At 61.3% G+C, this 18,575-nt stretch carries 20 protein-coding genes; 14 read left to right on the plus strand and 6 right to left on the minus strand.

What is annotated here, in order from left to right:
- Positions 1 to 777, minus strand: a 777-nt coding sequence (locus JOE33_RS00005; RefSeq protein ID WP_209924001.1) for a LysR family transcriptional regulator, incomplete at its 3' end; no start/stop codon positions are given.
- Between the two features lie 156 nt (positions 778 to 933).
- Between JOE33_RS00005 and JOE33_RS00010 the strand changes: the two genes are divergently transcribed.
- The 3 genes from JOE33_RS00010 (at position 934) to JOE33_RS00020 (ending at position 3,619) form a co-directional block, all read left to right on the plus strand.
- Complete coding sequence (locus JOE33_RS00010) at positions 934 to 1,689, plus strand: 5-oxoprolinase subunit PxpA (RefSeq protein ID WP_010432715.1); 756 nt, start codon at positions 934 to 936, stop codon at positions 1,687 to 1,689.
- Positions 1,690 to 1,775: 86 nt separating this feature from the next.
- Positions 1,776 to 2,648 (plus strand): allophanate hydrolase subunit 1, encoded by an 873-nt coding sequence (locus JOE33_RS00015; protein ID WP_046719364.1) that lies wholly within the window; start codon positions 1,776 to 1,778, stop codon positions 2,646 to 2,648.
- A complete protein-coding gene (locus tag JOE33_RS00020) occupies positions 2,645 to 3,619 on the plus strand; it encodes a biotin-dependent carboxyltransferase family protein (protein WP_187625786.1) in 975 nt (324 codons plus the stop codon). The genes JOE33_RS00015 and JOE33_RS00020 overlap by 4 nt, the downstream gene beginning before the upstream one ends.
- A gap of 5 nt (positions 3,620 to 3,624) precedes the next feature.
- Here JOE33_RS00020 and JOE33_RS00025 read toward each other — a convergent pair whose 3' ends face one another.
- Entirely contained in the window at positions 3,625 to 4,206 is a 582-nt protein-coding gene (locus JOE33_RS00025; RefSeq protein WP_187625785.1) for a TetR family transcriptional regulator, read from the minus strand.
- A 321-nt stretch (positions 4,207 to 4,527) separates the two neighbouring features.
- On the opposite strand from JOE33_RS00025, the gene JOE33_RS00030 reads away from it, so the two are divergent.
- Together JOE33_RS00030 and JOE33_RS00035 are read left to right on the plus strand one after the other, a co-directional pair.
- Positions 4,528 to 5,712: an L-dopachrome tautomerase-related protein gene (locus JOE33_RS00030; RefSeq protein WP_010432727.1), complete on the plus strand. Its 1,185-nt coding sequence runs from the start codon at positions 4,528 to 4,530 to the stop codon at positions 5,710 to 5,712.
- Positions 5,713 to 5,738: 26 nt separating this feature from the next.
- The gene (locus JOE33_RS00035) at positions 5,739 to 6,047 is read left to right on the plus strand and encodes a putative quinol monooxygenase (RefSeq protein WP_187625784.1); all 309 of its coding nucleotides are present in this window, start codon (positions 5,739 to 5,741) and stop codon (positions 6,045 to 6,047) included.
- Positions 6,048 to 6,094: 47 nt separating this feature from the next.
- Here the strand turns inward: JOE33_RS00035 and JOE33_RS00040 are convergent, their stop codons facing one another.
- From JOE33_RS00040 to JOE33_RS00055, 4 genes are all read right to left on the minus strand, one after another.
- Positions 6,095 to 6,577 carry a hypothetical protein gene (locus JOE33_RS00040; protein WP_054994167.1) on the minus strand — a complete coding sequence of 161 codons (483 nt, stop codon included), beginning with the start codon at positions 6,575 to 6,577 and terminating at the stop codon, positions 6,095 to 6,097.
- A 117-nt stretch (positions 6,578 to 6,694) separates the two neighbouring features.
- Positions 6,695 to 8,026 (minus strand): OprD family porin, encoded by a 1,332-nt coding sequence (locus JOE33_RS00045; RefSeq protein WP_187625783.1) that lies wholly within the window; start codon positions 8,024 to 8,026, stop codon positions 6,695 to 6,697.
- Between the two features lie 57 nt (positions 8,027 to 8,083).
- Entirely contained in the window at positions 8,084 to 9,679 is a 1,596-nt protein-coding gene (locus tag JOE33_RS00050) for an MFS transporter (RefSeq protein WP_187625798.1), read from the minus strand.
- Between the two features lie 10 nt (positions 9,680 to 9,689).
- A complete protein-coding gene (locus tag JOE33_RS00055; protein ID WP_096101651.1) occupies positions 9,690 to 10,898 on the minus strand; it encodes an aspartate transaminase in 1,209 nt (402 codons plus the stop codon).
- A gap of 276 nt (positions 10,899 to 11,174) precedes the next feature.
- Between JOE33_RS00055 and nac the strand changes: the two genes are divergently transcribed.
- From nac to JOE33_RS00100, 9 genes are all read left to right on the plus strand, one after another.
- Positions 11,175 to 12,086 carry a nitrogen assimilation transcriptional regulator NAC gene (nac, locus tag JOE33_RS00060; RefSeq protein ID WP_096138928.1) on the plus strand — a complete coding sequence of 304 codons (912 nt, stop codon included), beginning with the start codon at positions 11,175 to 11,177 and terminating at the stop codon, positions 12,084 to 12,086.
- Between the two features lie 115 nt (positions 12,087 to 12,201).
- On the plus strand, positions 12,202 to 12,648 hold the full coding sequence (locus tag JOE33_RS00065; RefSeq protein ID WP_187625782.1) for an acetyl-CoA carboxylase biotin carboxyl carrier protein subunit: 447 nt from the start codon (positions 12,202 to 12,204) through the stop codon (positions 12,646 to 12,648).
- A gap of 55 nt (positions 12,649 to 12,703) precedes the next feature.
- Positions 12,704 to 14,056, plus strand: coding sequence for an acetyl-CoA carboxylase biotin carboxylase subunit (accC, locus tag JOE33_RS00070; protein WP_187625781.1), 1,353 nt, complete (start codon positions 12,704 to 12,706; stop codon positions 14,054 to 14,056).
- A complete protein-coding gene (pxpB, locus tag JOE33_RS00075) occupies positions 14,053 to 14,724 on the plus strand; it encodes a 5-oxoprolinase subunit PxpB (RefSeq protein ID WP_187625780.1) in 672 nt (223 codons plus the stop codon). Before accC ends, pxpB begins: the two co-directional genes overlap by 4 nt.
- A complete protein-coding gene (locus tag JOE33_RS00080) occupies positions 14,721 to 15,692 on the plus strand; it encodes a biotin-dependent carboxyltransferase family protein (protein WP_187625779.1) in 972 nt (323 codons plus the stop codon). Before pxpB ends, JOE33_RS00080 begins: the two co-directional genes overlap by 4 nt.
- Entirely contained in the window at positions 15,692 to 16,114 is a 423-nt protein-coding gene (locus tag JOE33_RS00085; protein WP_187625778.1) for a biotin/lipoyl-containing protein, read from the plus strand. The genes JOE33_RS00080 and JOE33_RS00085 overlap by 1 nt, the downstream gene beginning before the upstream one ends.
- Complete coding sequence (locus JOE33_RS00090; protein WP_187625777.1) at positions 16,104 to 16,874, plus strand: 5-oxoprolinase subunit PxpA; 771 nt, start codon at positions 16,104 to 16,106, stop codon at positions 16,872 to 16,874. Before JOE33_RS00085 ends, JOE33_RS00090 begins: the two co-directional genes overlap by 11 nt.
- Before the next feature lie 127 nt (positions 16,875 to 17,001).
- Complete coding sequence (locus JOE33_RS00095) at positions 17,002 to 17,754, plus strand: SDR family oxidoreductase (RefSeq protein WP_187625776.1); 753 nt, start codon at positions 17,002 to 17,004, stop codon at positions 17,752 to 17,754.
- Between the two features lie 118 nt (positions 17,755 to 17,872).
- A complete protein-coding gene (locus JOE33_RS00100) occupies positions 17,873 to 18,574 on the plus strand; it encodes an amino acid ABC transporter permease (RefSeq protein ID WP_187625775.1) in 702 nt (233 codons plus the stop codon).
- Position 18,575: the final 1 nt, after the last annotated feature.

Here is an 18,575-nt window from a genome sequence, read left to right on the forward strand (position 1 = left end):
GATCGTTTCGATACGCTTGCCTTCCAACGACCAGGGGCGATGCACCAGATCGGAGAGGATCGCCACGCCGCTGCCGTTGGCGACCATACTGCGCACCGCTTCCACCGAGCTGGTGCGGATTCTGACATTGGGCTGCTGCCCGGCCAGTTCCCAATAGCGCATGGCGCTTTGTTCGGCTTCGTCGACGGTCAACAGGATATAGGGCTCCTGCGCGACGTCGGCGAGGCTGACAGAGGCGCGTTGGCACAGCGGGTGATGGCTGGACAGCCACAGGCGGCGCTCGGAGTTGAACAACGTTTCCGAGATGATATCCGGGTGAGTGATATTTGCCGTCAGCACTACCGCCATGTCGAAGCGACCTTGCAGCAGGCCTTGTTCGATGGCTTGTCGTTCCTGTTCATGCACCTCGATGGCGACGTCCGGGTGCCAGTGTTCCAGGCGCTGCAAATGATGCGGCAGGAAGTAGCCGATGACCGTGTAGCTGGCGGCCAGGCGCAATACGCCGCTGGCGCGAATATCGGGCAGCGGGCTGTTCAGCGCATCATCGACGCTGCGCAGGATGACGTAAGCCCGGTTGAGAAAGTGACGGCCTGCTTCAGTCAGGCTCATGCCCTGCGCCGAGCGCTGAAACAGCAGGGTGCCGAGCATGCTCTCCAGTTCCTTGATCGCCGTGGTGACCGCCGATTGGGAAATGTTCAGGTGAATGGCCGCCTGCGAGATCTGCCCGATCTCGGCAGTTGCCACGAAATAACGGACCTGGCGCAAGGTCAGGGACATAAGCACTCCAGACAAAGGTTCCACTGGGCGAGGTATCTGTTTTTCAGAAGATGGCGTATCTGTTAATAGATCTACCCAAGGGGTGCGACTGAATTTAACGTGCTTTGCATGAAGCCGGATAGCCCTTTGTCCGGACAGCCCCCAGGAGCAACTGCCATGCAGGTGGATTTCAACTCGGACATGGGTGAAAGCTTTGGCGCGTGGACCATTGGTGACGGCGTCGACATTGAATTGATGACGTTTATCAGCTCCGCCAATATTGCGACCGGGTTTCACGCGGGTGACCCCGGCACCATGCGCCGCACGATCGAGCAGGCGAAGCGCCTGGGCGTTGCCATCGGCGCACACCCGGGGTTCCGCGACCTGGTCGGCTTTGGCCGCCGGCATATCAACTCGACGCCCCAGGAACTGGTCGACGACATGCTCTACCAGCTGGGAGCCCTGCGCGAGCTGGCACGGGTTCAGGGCGTGGCCTTGCAGCATTTCAAACCGCATGGTGCCTTGTACATGCACTTGGCCAGGGACGAAGCCGCAGCCCGACTGCTGGTGGAAAACCTGCAGCGCCTGGAGCCTGATTTGCTGCTTTACTGCATGCCCGGTTCGGTTATCTGCAAGATCGCCGAGGAGCTGGGCCAGCCGGTGATCCGCGAGTTCTACGCTGATCGCGATTACGACCTCAGCGGCTCCATCGTCTTCACCCGTCACGTACGCGCGCTGGACCCGACCGAAGTCGCAGCCCGCGTGGTGCGTGCGTGCCTGCAAGGTCTGGTGCGTACCGTCGAGGGTGAGGACCTGAGTATCGAATTCGATTCGATTTGCCTGCACAGCGATACGCCCGGCGCGCTGGACCTTGCGGAAGCGACACGCCTGGCGCTCGATGCTGCGGGCATCAAGGTGCGTGCACCGCGTTGAATAAAAGGCATCGTGTGCGCAGACGCACGAGCCGTGTTACTGATTTTTGCCTGCCGTTCTACAACGATTTCAAGAAAGGAACAGACATGGCTGATCCGATACGCTACAGCTTTGGCGCTGATGAACATCTGTTCGCCGAGGTCAGTGACAGTATGTCGCTGGAAGCATTTTTCAAGGGGCTGGCAGTGACCCGTGCGGTCGAGCGTCTGGCGCTGGATGGTGTGCTGGACGTGTGCCTGGCCAACGCGTCATTCCAGATCCGTTTTGACCCGGACCGCATCGCACCACATGTGTTACTTGAAGCGGTAAGGGCGGCCGAGGCCGGTGCGGTCGCCGAACGTACCCTGCAGACCCGGATCATCGAGATCCCGGTGCTGTACAACGATCCGTGGACCCACGAAACCCTGATGCGTTTTCGTGACCGCCATCAGGACCCCGATTCCACCGATCTGGAATACGCTGCACGCATCAATAATCTGGCGGATGTCGATGCCTTCATCGCCGCCCACAGCGGCGCGCCGTGGTTCGTTTCGATGGTCGGTTTTGTCGCCGGTCTGCCGTTCATGTTCCAGATGGTGGAGCGCGAGCGTCAGCTGCAGGTGCCCAAATACCTGCGTCCGCGCACCGATACTCCCAAGCTCACACTCGGCCACGGCGGCTGCTTCGGTTGCATCTATTCGGTACGCGGGGCGGGCGGTTATCAGATGTTTGGCGTCACTCCGGCGCCGATCTATGACCCGCAACAGGGTCTGGCTTATCTGAAAGAGCACATGGTGTTTTTCCGTCCGGGCGATATCGTCCAGTTCAAACCGCTTGATCGGCAAGCCTATGACGAGGCTGTCGCAGAGGTTGAAGCCGGGCGCTTCGACCTGCGTATCCGCCCGGTCGAGTTTTCACTGGATGCCTTTCTGGCCGATCCGGTTGGCTATCCCAAGTCGTTGCAGGAGGTGCTGGCATGATCAAGGTGCTCAAACCCGGTCTGGCCACCTCGGTTCAGGACCTCGGCCGCGAGGGCTATTACCACCTGGGCATCCCGCCCTCCGGTGCGCTCGACCAGTACGCCCTCAGCGCCGCCAATCAGCTGGTTGGCAACCCACCCGGTGCTGCGGGGCTTGAATGCACACTGCTGGGTCCGGAACTGGAGTTCCAGTGCGATACGCTGGCTGCGGTCTGCGGCGCGCACATGGCGGCGCGCCTCGACGGCGTGGAAATGCACCACGACACTGCCTTTGCGGTGAAGGCCGGGCAAGTGCTGCGTTTCGACTTTCCCAAGGACGGTGCGCGCACCTATCTGGCCGTCGCGGGCGGTATTGATGTGCCACTGGTGCTGAGCAGCCGTTCGACTTACACGCTGGGGGCGCTTGGCGGTTTTCAGGGCCGTCGACTGGCCGCTGATGACGAGCTTCCGATAGGCACACCCAGCGGCAAGGGCCGTGCCGGGGCCAGCCTGCCGATGGCTTTGCGCCAATCGCTGGGTGGTGAAGTGTATCTGCGGGTCGTGCCGGGCCTGTATTACGAGCGCCTGACCGAATTTGCCGCCACCAGTTTTTTCTCCGAGCCGTGGAGCGTCGGGTCGGAAGCCGACCGCATCGGTTATCGCTTCAAGGGGGGCAGGGCGCTGACCTTCCAGCCCAGGGAACAGCCATTCGGGGCGGGTTCCGATCCATCCAATATCGTCGACAGCTGCTACCCGATCGGCTCGATTCAGGTGCCTGCCGGGCTGGAACCGATTGTGTTGCACCGTGACGCGGTGTCGGGCGGAGGCTACGCGATGATCGGCACGGTGATCAGCGCGGACCTGGATCTGATCGGTCAGATGCAACCCAACCAGACCGCCCGATTCGTGGCCGTAACGCTGGAGGAAGCGCTGGTGGCGCGCAAGTCATACAAGAAGAAGCTGGCGTGCCTGAGCAAACTGTTTCCTTCCTGAGACTGTCAGTCGGTCTGCCCGGACTCCAGTTGTGCCCGCATCCTGGCTCGGCACACCTCGAGTATTTCGTCCGCCAGCGGCGAATCATTCGGGCAGCTGCGTGACAACAGCAGGGCCCCCAGCGCATGGGCAAAGCGGTCGATGGTGTTTGCCCGCGCCTGTTTCCATTCTTCGTCGCCGGGTGATGCCTGTGCGGGAGCAAGCGCTGCAAGCAGGCTCTCGATGCCGTCGGCGAAGGTTGTTTTGACCTCGTCCGGCTGGCGCGCTGCATCGCCGCTCAGCGCGGCCAGGGGGCAGCCCGTGCCGAGGTTTTCGCGGTGCTCTCGGGACAGGTAGTAATCGATGAATTGCGCTGGATCGATGCCGGTCGATTTCGCCACTGTCTGCGAGATGGCACAGGCCGCCGACTCGGCCATCAAGTCTGACTTGGAGCCGAAATGCTTGTAGAACCCGCCGTGGGTAAAGCCCGCCGCAGCCATCAGGTCGGCCACCCCGACACCGTCATAGCCATGTTCGCGGAACTGGACGGATGCCGTCTCGACGATGTGCGCCCGGTTGGCTTGGGCCTGCGCCTTGGTAACTCTCATGCAGGTTGCCTCTTTGCCTGTCTGGTTATGCCTGTCTGGGCCTGGAAGAGCGTGAATATAGCATTGATGCTGACCGTCATCAAAACCGCTGATCGCAGGCTGCTGAAGGCAGCAGATGGCTGACGGGCGATACGGATCTTCGCCTCCGCGTTGAAAGTGTTAGCTTAATCCCCGCGTTTTTCTTTGTAACAAGAAAGATCAGACTAAGCGCCAACCTGTTTATCGCTTACCTTGCGCGGCAGATGTGATGAGCGTCATTACCCCTCGCGCGCAAAAAGCCCCCAATGCTGATGGGCAACTGGCCCTTCAGGAGAGAGCACCATGCATCGAACGAAAATTTCCGCAGCACTTGCCATCATTTCCGCAGCCACACTCGCCACTTCGCTGGCTTACGGCGCGACCGCCATTCCACTGCCTGCCAGTGCGCCTGCCGACAAACCCATCGGCAAGCTCGAGCAGGTCCATGCCTTTTATGACGCGATGCCCACCGGCGTGACCGTGACTGAAACCGGACGGATCTTCGTCAACTTCCCTCGTTGGGGCGACAAGGTGCCGTTTACCGTGGGCGAGATTCGTGACGGCAAAGTGGTTGCCTACCCCGATCTGGCGGTCAACAAGGAGAACCCCAAAGACCCCGGCGACGGGCTGATCAGCGTGCAGAGCGTGGTCGCCGACGGCAAGGGGCGTGTCTGGCTTCTGGACACGGCCGCACCGGGTTTTGCGTCTCCGCGTCGAGGCGGCGCCAAGCTGGTTGCGGTGGACCTGGCCACCAACCGGATCGTCAAGCGCCTGGTGTTTCCGGATAACGTCATCTTGCCCGGCACCTATGTCAACGACATGCGCTTTGATTTTCGCAAGGGATCGGAGGGGACGGTCTATGTAACGGACTCATCCTTGAGCGGGCCGGGCGCGATCATTGTCATGGACATTGCCAGCGGCCACGCCGTGCGACGTTTGAACGGGGCGCAGGCAACGTCTGTCGATCCGGCTTTTGTCCCTGTCGTCGAGGGCGTTGCCGTGCTGGGCGATGGCCCGAACGGAACGCGCAAACCGGTCGGCGTCGCCTCGGACGGCATTGCGCTGTCGGCAGATGGCAAGACACTGTATTTCTCGCCGTTGTCCAGCCGCCATCTGTATGCCGTTGCCACCGAGCTGCTGAACGACAGCAAGGTCAGTGAGCAGCAGTTGGCAGCGGCGGTGCAGGATCTCGGTGAAAAAGGCGCTTCGGATGGCCTCGAGGCCGACGCCAAAGGCGCGGTATACGCAGGCGACTACGAGCATAACTCGATTCGCAAACGCCTGCCGGATGGCACTTGGCAAACCGTGGCACACGATCCGCGCATGCTGTGGCCTGACACCTTGTCGATCGGCCCGGATGGCTACCTGTACTTCATCGTCAACCAGCTGCACCGCCAGGCCAACTTCAACGCCGGCCATGACAAGCGGGAAAAACCCTACAGCCTGCTGCGTTTGAAAATAGACGCTGCGCCCGCACCTACCCATTGATCGAATCGACTACCGGAGCATCGATAATGAACGCACCTGCAAAGCCATTGGCCTTGATGGCGGTCCTGAAAGCCAGTGCCGGCAAGGAGTCGGCCCTGAAACACGCATTATCGGAACTCGTGGAACCGACCCGGGCGGAGCCGGGCAATATCGAGTACACACTGTTCGAAGCGCGTGATGAGCGCGGCACGTTCTACATGCGTGAATGCTTCAAGGATCAGGCAGCACTGGACGCCCATGTCGCCACACCACACTACCAGCAGTTCGCGGCGGTCAGCGGCGAGTTGCTGGCAGAGCCGCCGCAGCTGATATTTCTTGATCAGGTATCGGGCTGAGTGTCCGAAAGGGCCCGGTCAGTCCGGGCCCTTTCGCAGTGAGTTGATCAGTTCTGCAACAGGAGTACTAGCGCACCGGCCAGCGCAACCACCCATTGCACAGCCAGTAAGATCACCAATCCCTTCGGCGCCCGCCGAATGAACCAGTACACCGTATTGAGCACCGCCGATATCAGATTGGTAAACCACAGTGCGGCAGCTGCAAGCACTCGATTTATTTGAGGCCAGTCGCCGTCCAGATTCAGAAAAAAGATAGCGACACAAACGCCGACAGCCACAACCGCAACTGAGGCGAAGGCAATGTACCTGCTCAGGTAAAGCGAGCTGAAGGGCATGCCAGTCTGGTTTTCCATTCCAGGGTAGGGTGCTGCAGGCATATCGCTAAAGGCAGGGTGAATGGCCTTGTGAGGTGTCGCCTGGACGCCTGCTTGAGGCGCGGACGGTCCCGACTCCAGATGACCGTTTTCAGGCTCTACTGACGGTGGCGGACGGGCGGGATCAGTTGCGTCATCCGGATGTGTGCTGTTCATGGTGTTCGCTTCCTTTGCATATTGCAGAGGTTATAACGAATGATTGGCCAATACGAGTTCGGGTGACTGATGCCGGTTCGCACAGCAGACACGTCCTGCATCTGCTGTCCCGTTGCCTTAGAAAATATTGATCGGGTAACTGACGATCACCCGGTGCTCGTCCGAGTCACGCTGGCTGGCGAATTCGGTGCGCAGTTGCGCGTGGCGTAGCGCGACGCTGAGGTTTTTTGCCGGGCCGGACTGCACTACATAACTCAGGGTCACGTTGCGTTCCCATTCCTTCTTGTCGCCGTCGGACGTCTGGATGTTCGAGCCGCTTTCATACATTGCCAGGAAGTTGAGACCCGGTACGCCCAGTCTGGCGAAATCGTAGCCATAGCGGATCTGCCAGGTACGCTCTCCGGCACGCTGGAATTTACCGATCATGGACTCGGTCATGAAGTAAGCGGTCGAGCCGTCACCCTGATTCAGCCAGACCGCGTCGCTGTCGCCTGTCACGGCCTGGTAACCCGCGGCGAAAGTGTGGCCATTGATCAGGTAGGTGAACTGGGCGCTGGACAGGCGGCTGTCGACTTCACCCTTGGTGACGCCGTTGCCGTAATAACCCACTGTGTAGAACGCCGGGTCGTGACCGTTGGCGCCGTCCGAGCGGTTGTCGAAATGGCGCAGGTCGGTGCGCAGGGTGCCCGGGCCCAGTTGCATGTCGTATTTCAGGCCCAGAAAGTTCTGCTTGTAGAAGTTTTCCAGGTTGCCGTAGTAGTACTGCAAGGTCAGGTCTTTGGTCGGTTTGTAATCGACGCCTGCATAGTAGAACTTGTTGACGAACTCGCCGGTCAGCGGGTTGTTTGCACCCGGAATGGACATGCCCATCTGATTGGTCGAACCACGGCCCATGACATGTTCCAGCTGGCCTGCGGTGAAGGTGAAGTCCTTCAGGTCGCCAGACTGAATCTGCCCGCCACGAAAAGTCTGTTGCAACATGCGGTCGGTGGACATCACCACCGGCAGCATGGGCACCAGCGTGCCGTATTTCAGTTCGGTCTTGGAGACGCGTGCCTTGAGCGTCGCCCCCAGGCTGCTGAACTCGTCGACCGCACGACCGTCGCTGTCCGTGGGAAAGATATTGCCATTGAACGCCGTGCTTTGCGGGTTGTAGTGGCGGCCTTTGCCCGAGTCCAGACGGATGCCCAACTGGCCGAGTGCATCGACACCGAAGCCCACTGTGCCCGGCGTATAGCCCGACTGGTAGTTGAGCATGAAGCCCTGGCCCCACTCCTGTGTGTAGTTCGGGTCGGCAGCGCCGCTGCGATTGTCTGCGTTGCTGAAGAAATTGCGCGCAAGAATGCTGGCCTTGCTGTCCTCCAGAAAACCTTCGGCGTAGCTCTGCTGAGCGATCAGCAGACCACAAAAGCCCGCAACGAAAGGGGTGGCGCGATTGATACGCTCCATCGGGTTCATCCTCATGCTGTAATTAAGTGTTTTTTGAGAGGCAGAGTCAGGCGGCAGTCAGGTTTCTTGTTGTTTTTCAGGCGCAGGTGTTGCAGATGAGTTCGTTGCAGACGTTGCTGCACGGGGCACCTGATGAAGCGTGATGCGAGGCAGGCGGTGCAGAACCAGCAACGCGAGCACGCCGAGTCCCGCGCATGTCAGCAGCCCTGTGCCAACGGCCTGGGCGAGGGCAGTGCGGGCTATCAGCAAAGCCGCATCGACATTCGCCGAGGGCGCGTGCTGCAGCAGAACCTGAGGGTCTGCCAGGCGCGGCAAGGCCGACGCCTCACCTGCTGCGCTCAGCGCACGTTGCAGGTTGGCGACATACAGCACTTTGACCAGCACCCCCATGGCCGCCGTGCCCAGCAAACCGCCGACCAGTCGCAAGGATTGGGTCAGCGCCGTGGCAATGCCGAGAAATTGTCGTTCGGCGAGCGTCTGGGTGAACACGGTCAGGTTGAGCAGAATGAAACCCAGTCCCAGCCCCGCCAGAAGAATGAGCCCCAGCAAGGTGCTGAACCCGGCATGCAGCCCGATCAGAGCCAGGGCAATGCAGGCGACTGACAAGGCCGCGAACCCTGCGATTGGCAGCCGGTTGGGGTTGTCCATGCGCGTCACGATCCGACTGTTGACGATGGCGCCCAGTGTGATGCTCAGCGCCAAGGGGGTAAGCAGTAACCCTGCGTCTTTGGGTGAGTAGCCGTAGCTGCCCTGCAAGAGCAGCGGCAGGTAAAAAAGAAGGGTGAACATGATGGCGCCAGCCAGCAGCGACATGACGAACAGCAAGCGGATGCTGCGGTTGGCGAACAGCCCGGCGGGCAGCAAGGCAAAGGCACAGCGACGCTCCTGGAACCACAGGCCGGCCATGGCCGCGAGGGTCACGGCGCCACAGGTGAGACTGATCGACAGAGAACGCTGGCCCAGCCATTCGACGAATAATTGCAGGCTGCCCAGAGTGAGTACGATCAATAAAGCCCCGAGCCAGTCGAGCCTGATCGCACCGGCAGAATGGGGTCGATACCCTTGCGGGCGATACCACGGCAGAAAGCGCCAGGCAAAAAACAAGGCAACCACGCCCAATGGGAGGTTCAACCAAAACACCGAGCGCCAGCCAAACTCGCCGGACAGATAACCCCCCAGCCCTGGACCGATGGCATTGACTACGCTGAACATGGCGCTCAGCAACACCTGCCAGCGCAACCGCTGGCGGGTGTCGGGAAACAGCTCGGGCACGCAGGCAAAGGCGGTACCGATCAACATGCCGCCGCCCACGCCTTGCAAGGCTCGCCCGATCACCAGTACCAACATGCTGTCTGCCAGTGCGCAGAGCAGCGAGGCCAGCGTGAAGATGACTGTTGCAGCCAGCACGAACGGTTTGCGCCCGTAAAAATCGCCCAGCCGGCCAAAGATCGGGATGGTTACGATAGACGCCAGCAGGTAGCCGGTGGCGACCCAGGCGTACAACTCGAAACCGTTGAGTTCGGCGACGATGCTTGGCAGTGCGTTGCCGATGACCGTCTGATCCAGCGCGGAAAGGCCCAGCACCAGTGATATGCCAAGCATGGCCAACAAAGCCTGTTTGAAGGTCAGGGCTGGATGGCTCGGCGTCGTCATGTCGAGGTGCTCAGCGCAACGCAGCGACAGCAGCCGCCATGCGCGCGCAGCCGTTTTCAAGGGTTTCCAGTGCTGTAGCCGTAGACATCCGGAAGAACGGTGCCAGGCCATAGGCGGTGCCTGCGACAACGGCCACGCCCTGGCTTTCCAGCAGATACAGAACCACGTCCGTATCGGCTTCCAGTACCGAGCCTGACGGTGTGGTTTTGCCGATCAGTGCCCCGCAATTGACGTAGAGATAGAACGCGCCCTCGGGCTTGATGCAGCTCAGGCCGTCAATGGCGTTGATCAGCTCAAGGCAACGATCACGGCGCTGTTTGTAGACCTTGACGCTGTCGCTGACAAAAGACTGGTCGCCGTTGAAGGCGGCTACTGCGGCGGCCTGGCTCACCGAGCAGGCGTTGCTGGTGGACTGCGATTGCAGGGTCGCCATCGCCTTGATGATATCGTCGGGGCCTGCGGCGTAGCCGATGCGCCAGCCGGTCATGGCGTAGGTTTTCGACACGCCGTTGATGATCAGCACGCGTTCGCGCAGCGCTGGCTCGACAGTGAGCAAGTGGCTGAGCGGAGCGTCGTCGTAGCGGATGTGCTCGTAGATGTCATCGGTCATGACCAGCACGTGCGGGTAATCGAGCAGTACGTCGGCCAGCGCGCGCCATTCGGATGCGCTGTAGGTAGCACCGGTCGGGTTGCTCGGCGAATTGAGCAACAGCCAGCGGGTGCGTGGAGTGATCGCATTGCGCAGTTGCGCGGCAGTCAGCTTGAACTGGTTTTCTTCCGGACATGCCAGGGTCACCGGGCGTCCGTCGCAGGCCAGGACCATGTCCGGGTAGGACACCCAGTAAGGTGCAGGGATCAGCACTTCATCGTCGACACCCAATGTCGCCGCGAATGCATTGAAGATCGCGGCCTTGGCACCACTGGTGACCACGATCTGGCCAGGCGTATAAGCAAGGCCGTTTTCACGCTGCAGCTTGGCGGCGATGGCCTCGCGCAACGCCGTGGTGCCAGCGTTGAGCGTGTAGCGCGTTTCACCGTTCTCGATGGCGGCACAGGCGGCCTGACGAATGTGCGCTGGCGTGTCGAAGTCCGGCTCGCCAACCACCAGATTGATGATCGATTTGCCTGCGCGCCGCAGTTCATTGGCCCGATCGGCAGCAGCGCTGCTTGGCGACGGTTTGATACGGAGCACGCGGGCAGCGATGCGAGATGCGGTCACGTTGGTATTCCTCGTTGATGGCCTTGACGGGGAATACGTTACGAGCCGGTGAGGTGCTCGCCATAAGACGAGTTCGTTCTGGGTTGATAGGCAGCGCTTATGACCGCAGATGAACCAGCGTCGCACCAAAAGCGGGCGGGCAATGGTTGCAGGGGGATCAGCGCCTGGAGAACCCGATCAGCGGGGACTGACATAGCAATTGCTTATGTCTGGTTTTTCCGGAGCTGGCCTGGGTCTTGCTGAAGTCTGTGTGTCGTGACTCTGGAGTGCAGCACCTTGAACCTTCGCCGTTTGAAGTATTTCGTGAAAATTGTCGATATCGGCAGCCTGACCCAGGCCGCCGATGTGCTGCACATTGCGCAACCAGCGCTGAGCCAGCAGTTGGTGACGCTGGAGGCCGAGTTGCAGCAACAGTTATTGATCCGCACCAAGCGCGGCGTCACCCCGACCGAGGCGGGCAAGGTTCTGTATGGGCATGCTCAGGTGATCCTGCGCCAGTGCGAGCAGGCACAGAGTGACGTCAACGCCAGCGGCCTCGCGTTATCGGGGCCGGTGTCGGTAGGGCTGGCGCCCGGCACTGCCGCTTCGACCCTGTCGCTGCCGTTGCTCAAACGGGTACGCGAGCGTCATCCGGGCATTCTGCTGTACCTCAATGAGAACTTTGGCACCACCCTCAGCGAGCTGATCATGAACGGGCGCATGGACATGGCCGTTCTCTATGGCGGGCGAGAGGTACATGGCCTGAGTTTCGTGCCGCTGATACGTGAGCAGCTGTACCTGGTGAGTGCCGAAGAGACGCTCCAGGGCTGCGAGGAAATTGCGCTCAGCGAGCTGGCCGATATCGACCTGCTGTTGCCGCGCACCTACAACACTGTCCGTCGTCTGGTGGACGAGGCATTTGTGCGTATCGAGCGCAGTGCCCGGGTGGTGGCAGAAGTCGAATCGTCGACGACGCTGGCCGCAGCAGTGGCCGATCGATTCGGCTCGACCATTCTTCCCGAGTCTGCTGCACGGGTGCTGGCAGACACGCATGCGGTCAACCTGAGCCGCATTGTCGAGCCCGAAATCGAAGCACCTCTCGCGCTGTGCCTATCCGGGCACTTGCCGCTGTCGGTTCCGGCCCAGGCGGTCAAGGCGATCCTTCTGGAGCTGGTCGCAGAGATGCGCGGCAGCCGCCGTACGCAATGACCCCGACGTCATAAGGGGCGCTTATCACCCCACAGTCAAACCGTCTTGGCGGTCAAAAACCTGCCTCGTTACATTGCCCTCAGCCACATTTCATTTGCCAGGCAAGGGCTGTTGCATGAAACCGGAACGTATCAAAGCACTTATCGACCTGATGGCCGAATCGGACCTGAGCGAACTGAGCCTGTGTGAAGGCGACGCGCAGCTGCGTTTGCTGCGCGAGCCCGCTCAGGTCGCCAATCGCGTCAATCCGGCTGTTTCGACAGCGCAGACGACGCCTGCAGCGCGCACGGTTTCTCCGGCTCAGGCAAGTACGACAGCCGCTGTGCAGCAGACACAGGCCTGCGCTTCGCTGTATGGGGTGTTGCATCTGACCCCGGCACCCGACCAGCCGCCTTTCGTCGAGACAGGCACGTCCGTCGAGGTGGGGCAGACCCTGGCAGTGGTTGAGGCCATGAAGATGTTTCATCCGGTGAAGGCTGAAGCGGCAGGGGTCGTGACTGCCATTCTGGTTGCCAATGGCGAAGAGGTTCAGGCCGGTCAAGCGCTGTTCAGCATTGCTTGATGGTCTTGAGTTGCCTTGCGGACCGTTTTGCGGGTTCACCGATCAGGGGTTTTTGATGTTCGATAAAGTGTTGATCGCCAATCGCGGCGAAATCGCCCTGCGCATACAGCGCGCCTGCAGGGGCCTGGGCCTGCGTACGGTAGCGGTCTATTCCGAAGCGGATCGCGACGCCGGTTATGTACAGCAGGCCGACGAAGCGCTGTGCATCGGTCCTGCCGCAGCGGGACAGAGTTATCTGAATCAGGCGGCCGTGCTCTATGCAGCGCAGCTGACCGGTGCTCAGGCGATCCATCCCGGCTACGGGTTTCTGTCTGAAAATGCTGCGTTCGCCGAGCGCATCGAGCAGGCTGGCCTGACCTTCATCGGCCCCAGCGCTGCGTGCATTCGGGTGATGGGTGACAAGGTCGCTGCCAAGCGGGCGATGCGCGAGGCTGGCGTGCCGTGCGTACCCGGTCCGGACACCAGCATGCCCGCCGATCCGCAAAGCATCCTGCAAATCGCCCGCGACATCGGCTACCCGGTCATCGTCAAGGCCGCAGGCGGCGGCGGAGGGCGGGGCATGCGCGTGGTTCAGGAAGAGTCTCAGCTGCTCGATGCGATTGCGCTGACCCGCGAAGAAGCCCGACACGCCTTCGGCAATCCCGAGTTGTATATCGAGAAGTTTCTGGGTCAGCCGCGCCATGTCGAGATTCAGATGTTATGCGATGCCTACGGCAATGCCGTCTGGCTCGGCTCGCGGGATTGCTCGATGCAGCGCCGCCACCAGAAGGTCCTTGAGGAGGCGCCTGCGCCCGGCATCGACGCGGCATTGATGGCCAGGGTGGGCGAGCGTTGCGCACAGGCTTGCCGCCAGATCGGCTATCAGGGCGTCGGCACGTTCGAATTCCTGTTTGAAAAGGATGAGTTCTATTTCATCGAGATGAACACCCGTCTGCAGGTCGAGCATCCGGTAACGGAAATGACGTCCGGCATCGACATTGTCCAGCAGCAGATTCGCATGGCGATGGGTGAGCGCCTGAGTTTCAGTCAGGCCGACGTTAGCGTGTCGGGCCACTCGCTGGAGTGCCGGATCAACGCCGAGGACCCGCGCAGCTTCATGCCGACGCCGGGGCAGGTCACCCGCTGGCAGATCCCCGGTGGTTTCGGCGTGCGGGTCGATTCGCATGTCAGCCAAGGCTACCGCGTCCCGCCTTACTACGATTCGATGGTGGCGAAGGTCATCACCCACGGCGCCAGTCGCGACGAGGCGTTGGCACGCATGCGCCTGGCACTGAGCGAAATGCACGTCGAGGGTATCTCGACCAACATCGCGCTGCATCGCGACATTCTGCAGGACCCGGTGTTCTGCAAGGGTGGCATGGACATTCATCATCTGGAGCGCTGGCTGCAGACAAGGAGCCAACCATGACCCTTGTGCAGGCGCCGAATGCGCCAAGAATCACCTTATTGGGAACCAGCGCGTTGCTGTTCGAAGCACCCGGCGAGCTCGACCTGGCACCGCAGCAACGGATATGGGCGCTGGCCCGTCTGAGCAAGGACTGGCCGCAGGTACGCGAGGCGGTCCCCGGGATGAACAACCTGATGTTGACCTTCGCGGCGCCGCCGCGTGATCTGGCCGGTCTGAAAACCCGTCTGCTGGAGGCCTGGGAACAGTGCCAGCCGCTGCCGTTGCAGGGCCGGATCATTGAATTGCCGGTGGTGTACGGCGGTGATGGCGGCCCGCACATGGCTGATGTCATCGCCCATACCGGGCTGGATATCGAAACCGTCGCCAATCTGCACTGTGAGCCGCTGTACCCGGTATACGCCTTGGGTAGCCATCCGGGTTATTGCTACCTGGGCGGCATGGATCAGCGTCTGGCAACGCCGAGGCGCAAGGTGCCGGTAATCGATATCGGTGCCGGGTCGGTCTCTATCGGTGGCGTTCAGACGGGTATTTCCGCGTCGGCCGGCCCCAGCGGCTGGAACACCATAGGACGCACGGAGATGGTGTTTTTCGATGCGGGTCAGCACCCTCCGGCGCTGTTGCAACCCGGCGATCAACTGCGCTTGCGTATCGAGAGGATCATCCGATGATCGAAGTTATCAGCGCTACCGCACTGGCGACCGTCCAGGATCTGGGGCGGCATGGCAGCCTTGGCTATGGCGTCGGCACGTCCGGCGCGATGGACACGCTGTCACTGCGGCTCGGCAACCTGTTGCTGGGCAACGATGAAGACGCGGCGGGCATTGAAATTCCGCTGTTCCCGTTCGAAGTGCGCTTTGTCGATGACTGTACCTTCGCGATCACCGGAGCCGCCTGCGGTGCGTCGCTCGATGGGCAGCGGCTGCCGGGCAATTGGGTCGCTCAGGCGCGCAAGAATCAGGTGTTGCGGCTCAATTACCCGACGATGGGCAGCCGCGCTTATCTGTGCCTGGCCGGTGGCGTCGATGTGCCGGTGGTGCTGGGCTCGCGCAGTACGCAATTGCGTGGGGCTTTTGGTGGCTGGCAGGGCCGTGCGTTGCAGCAGGGCGATGTGATTCCTGCGGGCGCTGCCAACCAACTGCGCGCCAGTGATTTCGGTGTGCAATCGTCCGTGGCGGCCTTGCCGTTGATGCTCGACGGGTTGCCCGCCATCCGGGTGCTGCCGGCGGCCGAGTTCGACTGTTTCAGTGCCGAGGCGCAAGACGCGTTTTTTGCCGGCGAATGGAAAATCACCACGCAGAGCAACCGTTACGGCTACCGCATGGAGGGCACGCCCTTCCTTGCACGCGAGGCGCTGGAAATCCGCTCTCACGGCATCGTGCCTGGCGTGATTCAGGTGCCCCACGGCGGTCAGCCGATCGTACAGATGCGTGATGCCCAGCCCAGTGGCGGTTATCCCAAGTTTGCCACGGTCATTGAAGCCGACCTGTGGCGCCTTGGTCAGGCCCCGATCGGCAGCAAGGTGCGTTTTGTGCAGTGCAGTTACGACGAGGCGGTCGACGCGCTGGACACCAATCACGCTTTCATCGAAGACGCCCGGCGCATGCTCGCGCTGCGCAGCCTGCAAGGACATCGCTGATGAACATCAAAGAGATTCGCCAGCTGGCAGCATGGATTCGGGACGCCGGGCTTACTGCGCTGGAACTGAAACGCCCGGGGTTCGAGCTGGTGATTCGCCGAGGCGAGCCTGTGCGGGCCTTTGCTGCGCCTTCAGCGACACAGGTTGCCGCTGAGCGGTCTGCGCTGACTGCCCATGTGGTAACCGCTGATAACCCCGGCGTATTTGTGTTGAGCCATCCTGATGAACGCAGCCGCTACGTAAAACCCGGCGATGCGGTGGCTGCGGGGCAGTTGCTGGGGTTGTTACGCATCGGCCTGCTGTATCTGCCGGTGCGCAGTAACCAGGCAGGACGCGTGGTGCGCTTCCTGGCCGCCGAGAACGAACGCGTCGGTTATGGCCAGCCGCTGATCGAACTGGAGGAACATGACCATGCGCATTGATCTGAATGCTGATCTGGGCGAGGGCTTCGGGCCCTGGACCATGGGCGAGGACGAGGCGTTGATGCCATTGATCTCCTCGGCCAACGTCGCCTGCGGCTTTCATGCCGGAGACCCGTTGATCATGGACAGCACGGTGCGCCGCGCCAAGGCGTTGGGCATCGATCTCGGTGCGCATGTCGGCTTTCCTGATCTGCAGGGGTTCGGCCGCCGCAGGATGAACATCGAACTCAAGGAGTTGTGCGCCATTGTGGTGTATCAACTCGGCGCTCTGGCGGGTATTGCAGCCGCTGCCGGTTACCGCGTTACGCACATGAGTTTTCATGGTGCGCTGGGCAATATGGCCGCGGCCGATGCCGAACTGGCCGGGCCTTTGGTAAGGGCCGTCGCAGCGTTTGACCCGCAGTTGATCATCAGTTCATCCAGCAGCGCGGCCATCGAGACTGCCGCCGAGGCGTGCAATCTGAGGGTGGCGACGACCTTTCTGGCTGACCGCGCCTATGACGAAAACTGTCTGCTGGTACCGCGAGGCATTGCCGGCGCGGTGGTCAAGGACCCGGAGCAGGTCCGGGCCAGGGTTGCGCAACTGCTGCAGGACGGCACCGTCACCACCCTGAGCGGCAAGCATGTGGCGGTCAATGCGCAGTCGATTCTGCTGCATGGCGACACGCCGGGGGCGGTGGAGCTGGCGCGCAGCATTCGCCAAAGCATCGAAGAGCAGGGCGGGGTCATCACCCCGGTTTCACAGTTGCTCGGGTCATAAGCGCAGCTTATTGCCACACAACCATTGTGTCTTGGTCGCTGCCCGTGACGCTCGTTAAAGTCTGGTACAAGGCGATCAGCATTACTAGCCAAGCGGCTGATCGACGCTTATTCAAGGAAACCCCGACATGCCTTTTTCCGATTACAAAACCGCGCTGGTCACCGGCGCTTCTTCCGGCATTGGCGAAGCCGTCGTCGAGCGGCTGTGTGCCGAAGGTCTGCAGGTCCATGCGCTGGCGCGCAGTGCAGACAAGCTGGCGGCACTGGCGCAGCGCACCGGTTGCATCGCACACGCCATCGACGTGACCGATCTGGCTGGCCTGACGGGCTTGTTTCAGGCCCATCATTTCGATGTGGTGGTCAACAATGCCGGAGTCGACCGGCCTGGCTCGCTGCTCAAGGCGGACGCCGAAGGCATTGATCTGCTGGTCGATGTGAACCTGCGCGCGGTATTGCAGATCGCCAGGCTCTCGTTGCCAAGGATGGTCGAGCGTGATCGCGGGCACATCATCAACATCAGCTCGATCGCTGCGGCTTACAACTTCGGTGGCAACTCGACGTACCACGCGACCAAGGCGGCGGTAAGCATGCTGTCCCGGCAGTTGCGCATCGATGCCTTCGGCAAGCGCGTGCGGGTCACCGAAATCTGTCCAGGGCGCGTGGCGACGGATATCTTTGCCCACGTGCACGGCGACTCCGAGGAAGTGCGCAGGCGTTTCATCGAGGGCTATGAGCTGCCGGTGGCCAAGGACATTGCCGATGCGATCGCCTATGTGATTGCCGCGCCCATCGCGGTCAACATCGGGCATATGGAAATTACCCCGACGCTGCAGGTCCCCGGCGGACTGTCGACTGCGCGCCCGCAGGACTACGAAGGCTGAAGCTGCGTCTTCAAGGGCTGTACCCCATCACGAGAGCGGCACCAGCCGCCATGCCATACCCGCGCCAGAACCGCTGGCGCCTTGCTTCTGCCCTGGCTGAATGTCTATGGGAACAACCATGACGAGTAAATTCGATCTTTCAGCGATCCTGCAGGGCGAGTACGCCGAGCTGATCGTCAAGGGCATAGAAACGACCCTGCAACTGGCCTTCGTTGCCTGGTGCCTGGCGATGGTGGTTGCTCTGCTGCTGGTGTCGATTCGCCTGACCGGCAACAAGTACGCCGAGCGCCTGGTGGCGGGCTATGTGTCCTACCACCGCAATGTGCCGACGCTGGTGCAACTGATGCTCTGGTATTTCGGTATTCCCACGTTGCTGTCCGAAAGCACGCAGATCTGGCTGGCCAACTACAGCACCGAATACCTGTTCTCGGTTATTGCGCTGGGGCTTTGCCAGGCGGCTTACTTCAGTGAAGACATCCGCAGCGGGTTACGCGCGATTCCGGCCGGGCAAGTCGAGGCGTCGCGCGCCCTGGGCCTGGGCTATGTACGCTCGATGCGCTACGTGATCCTGCCGCAAGGGGTTCGCAACTGCCTGCCATCGCTGATCAATCACACGGTCCTGCTGTTCAAGAACACCAGTCTGGTCATGGCCATCGGCGTGGTGGAGCTGACTTATGCCACCCGCGAGGTAGAGAACTACACCTTCCGCACCTTCGAAGCGTATCTGGTGGCAACCGTGGTCTACCTGGCCATTTCATTGATGCTGATGGGCCTGGGTGCGTTGCTGGCCCGGCAGTTCAGCAAAGCCATGGCGAGGTAGG

Source organism: Pseudomonas sp. PvP027 (assembly GCF_017833005.1).
Classification (GTDB): Bacteria; Pseudomonadota; Gammaproteobacteria; order Pseudomonadales; family Pseudomonadaceae; genus Aquipseudomonas; species Aquipseudomonas congelans.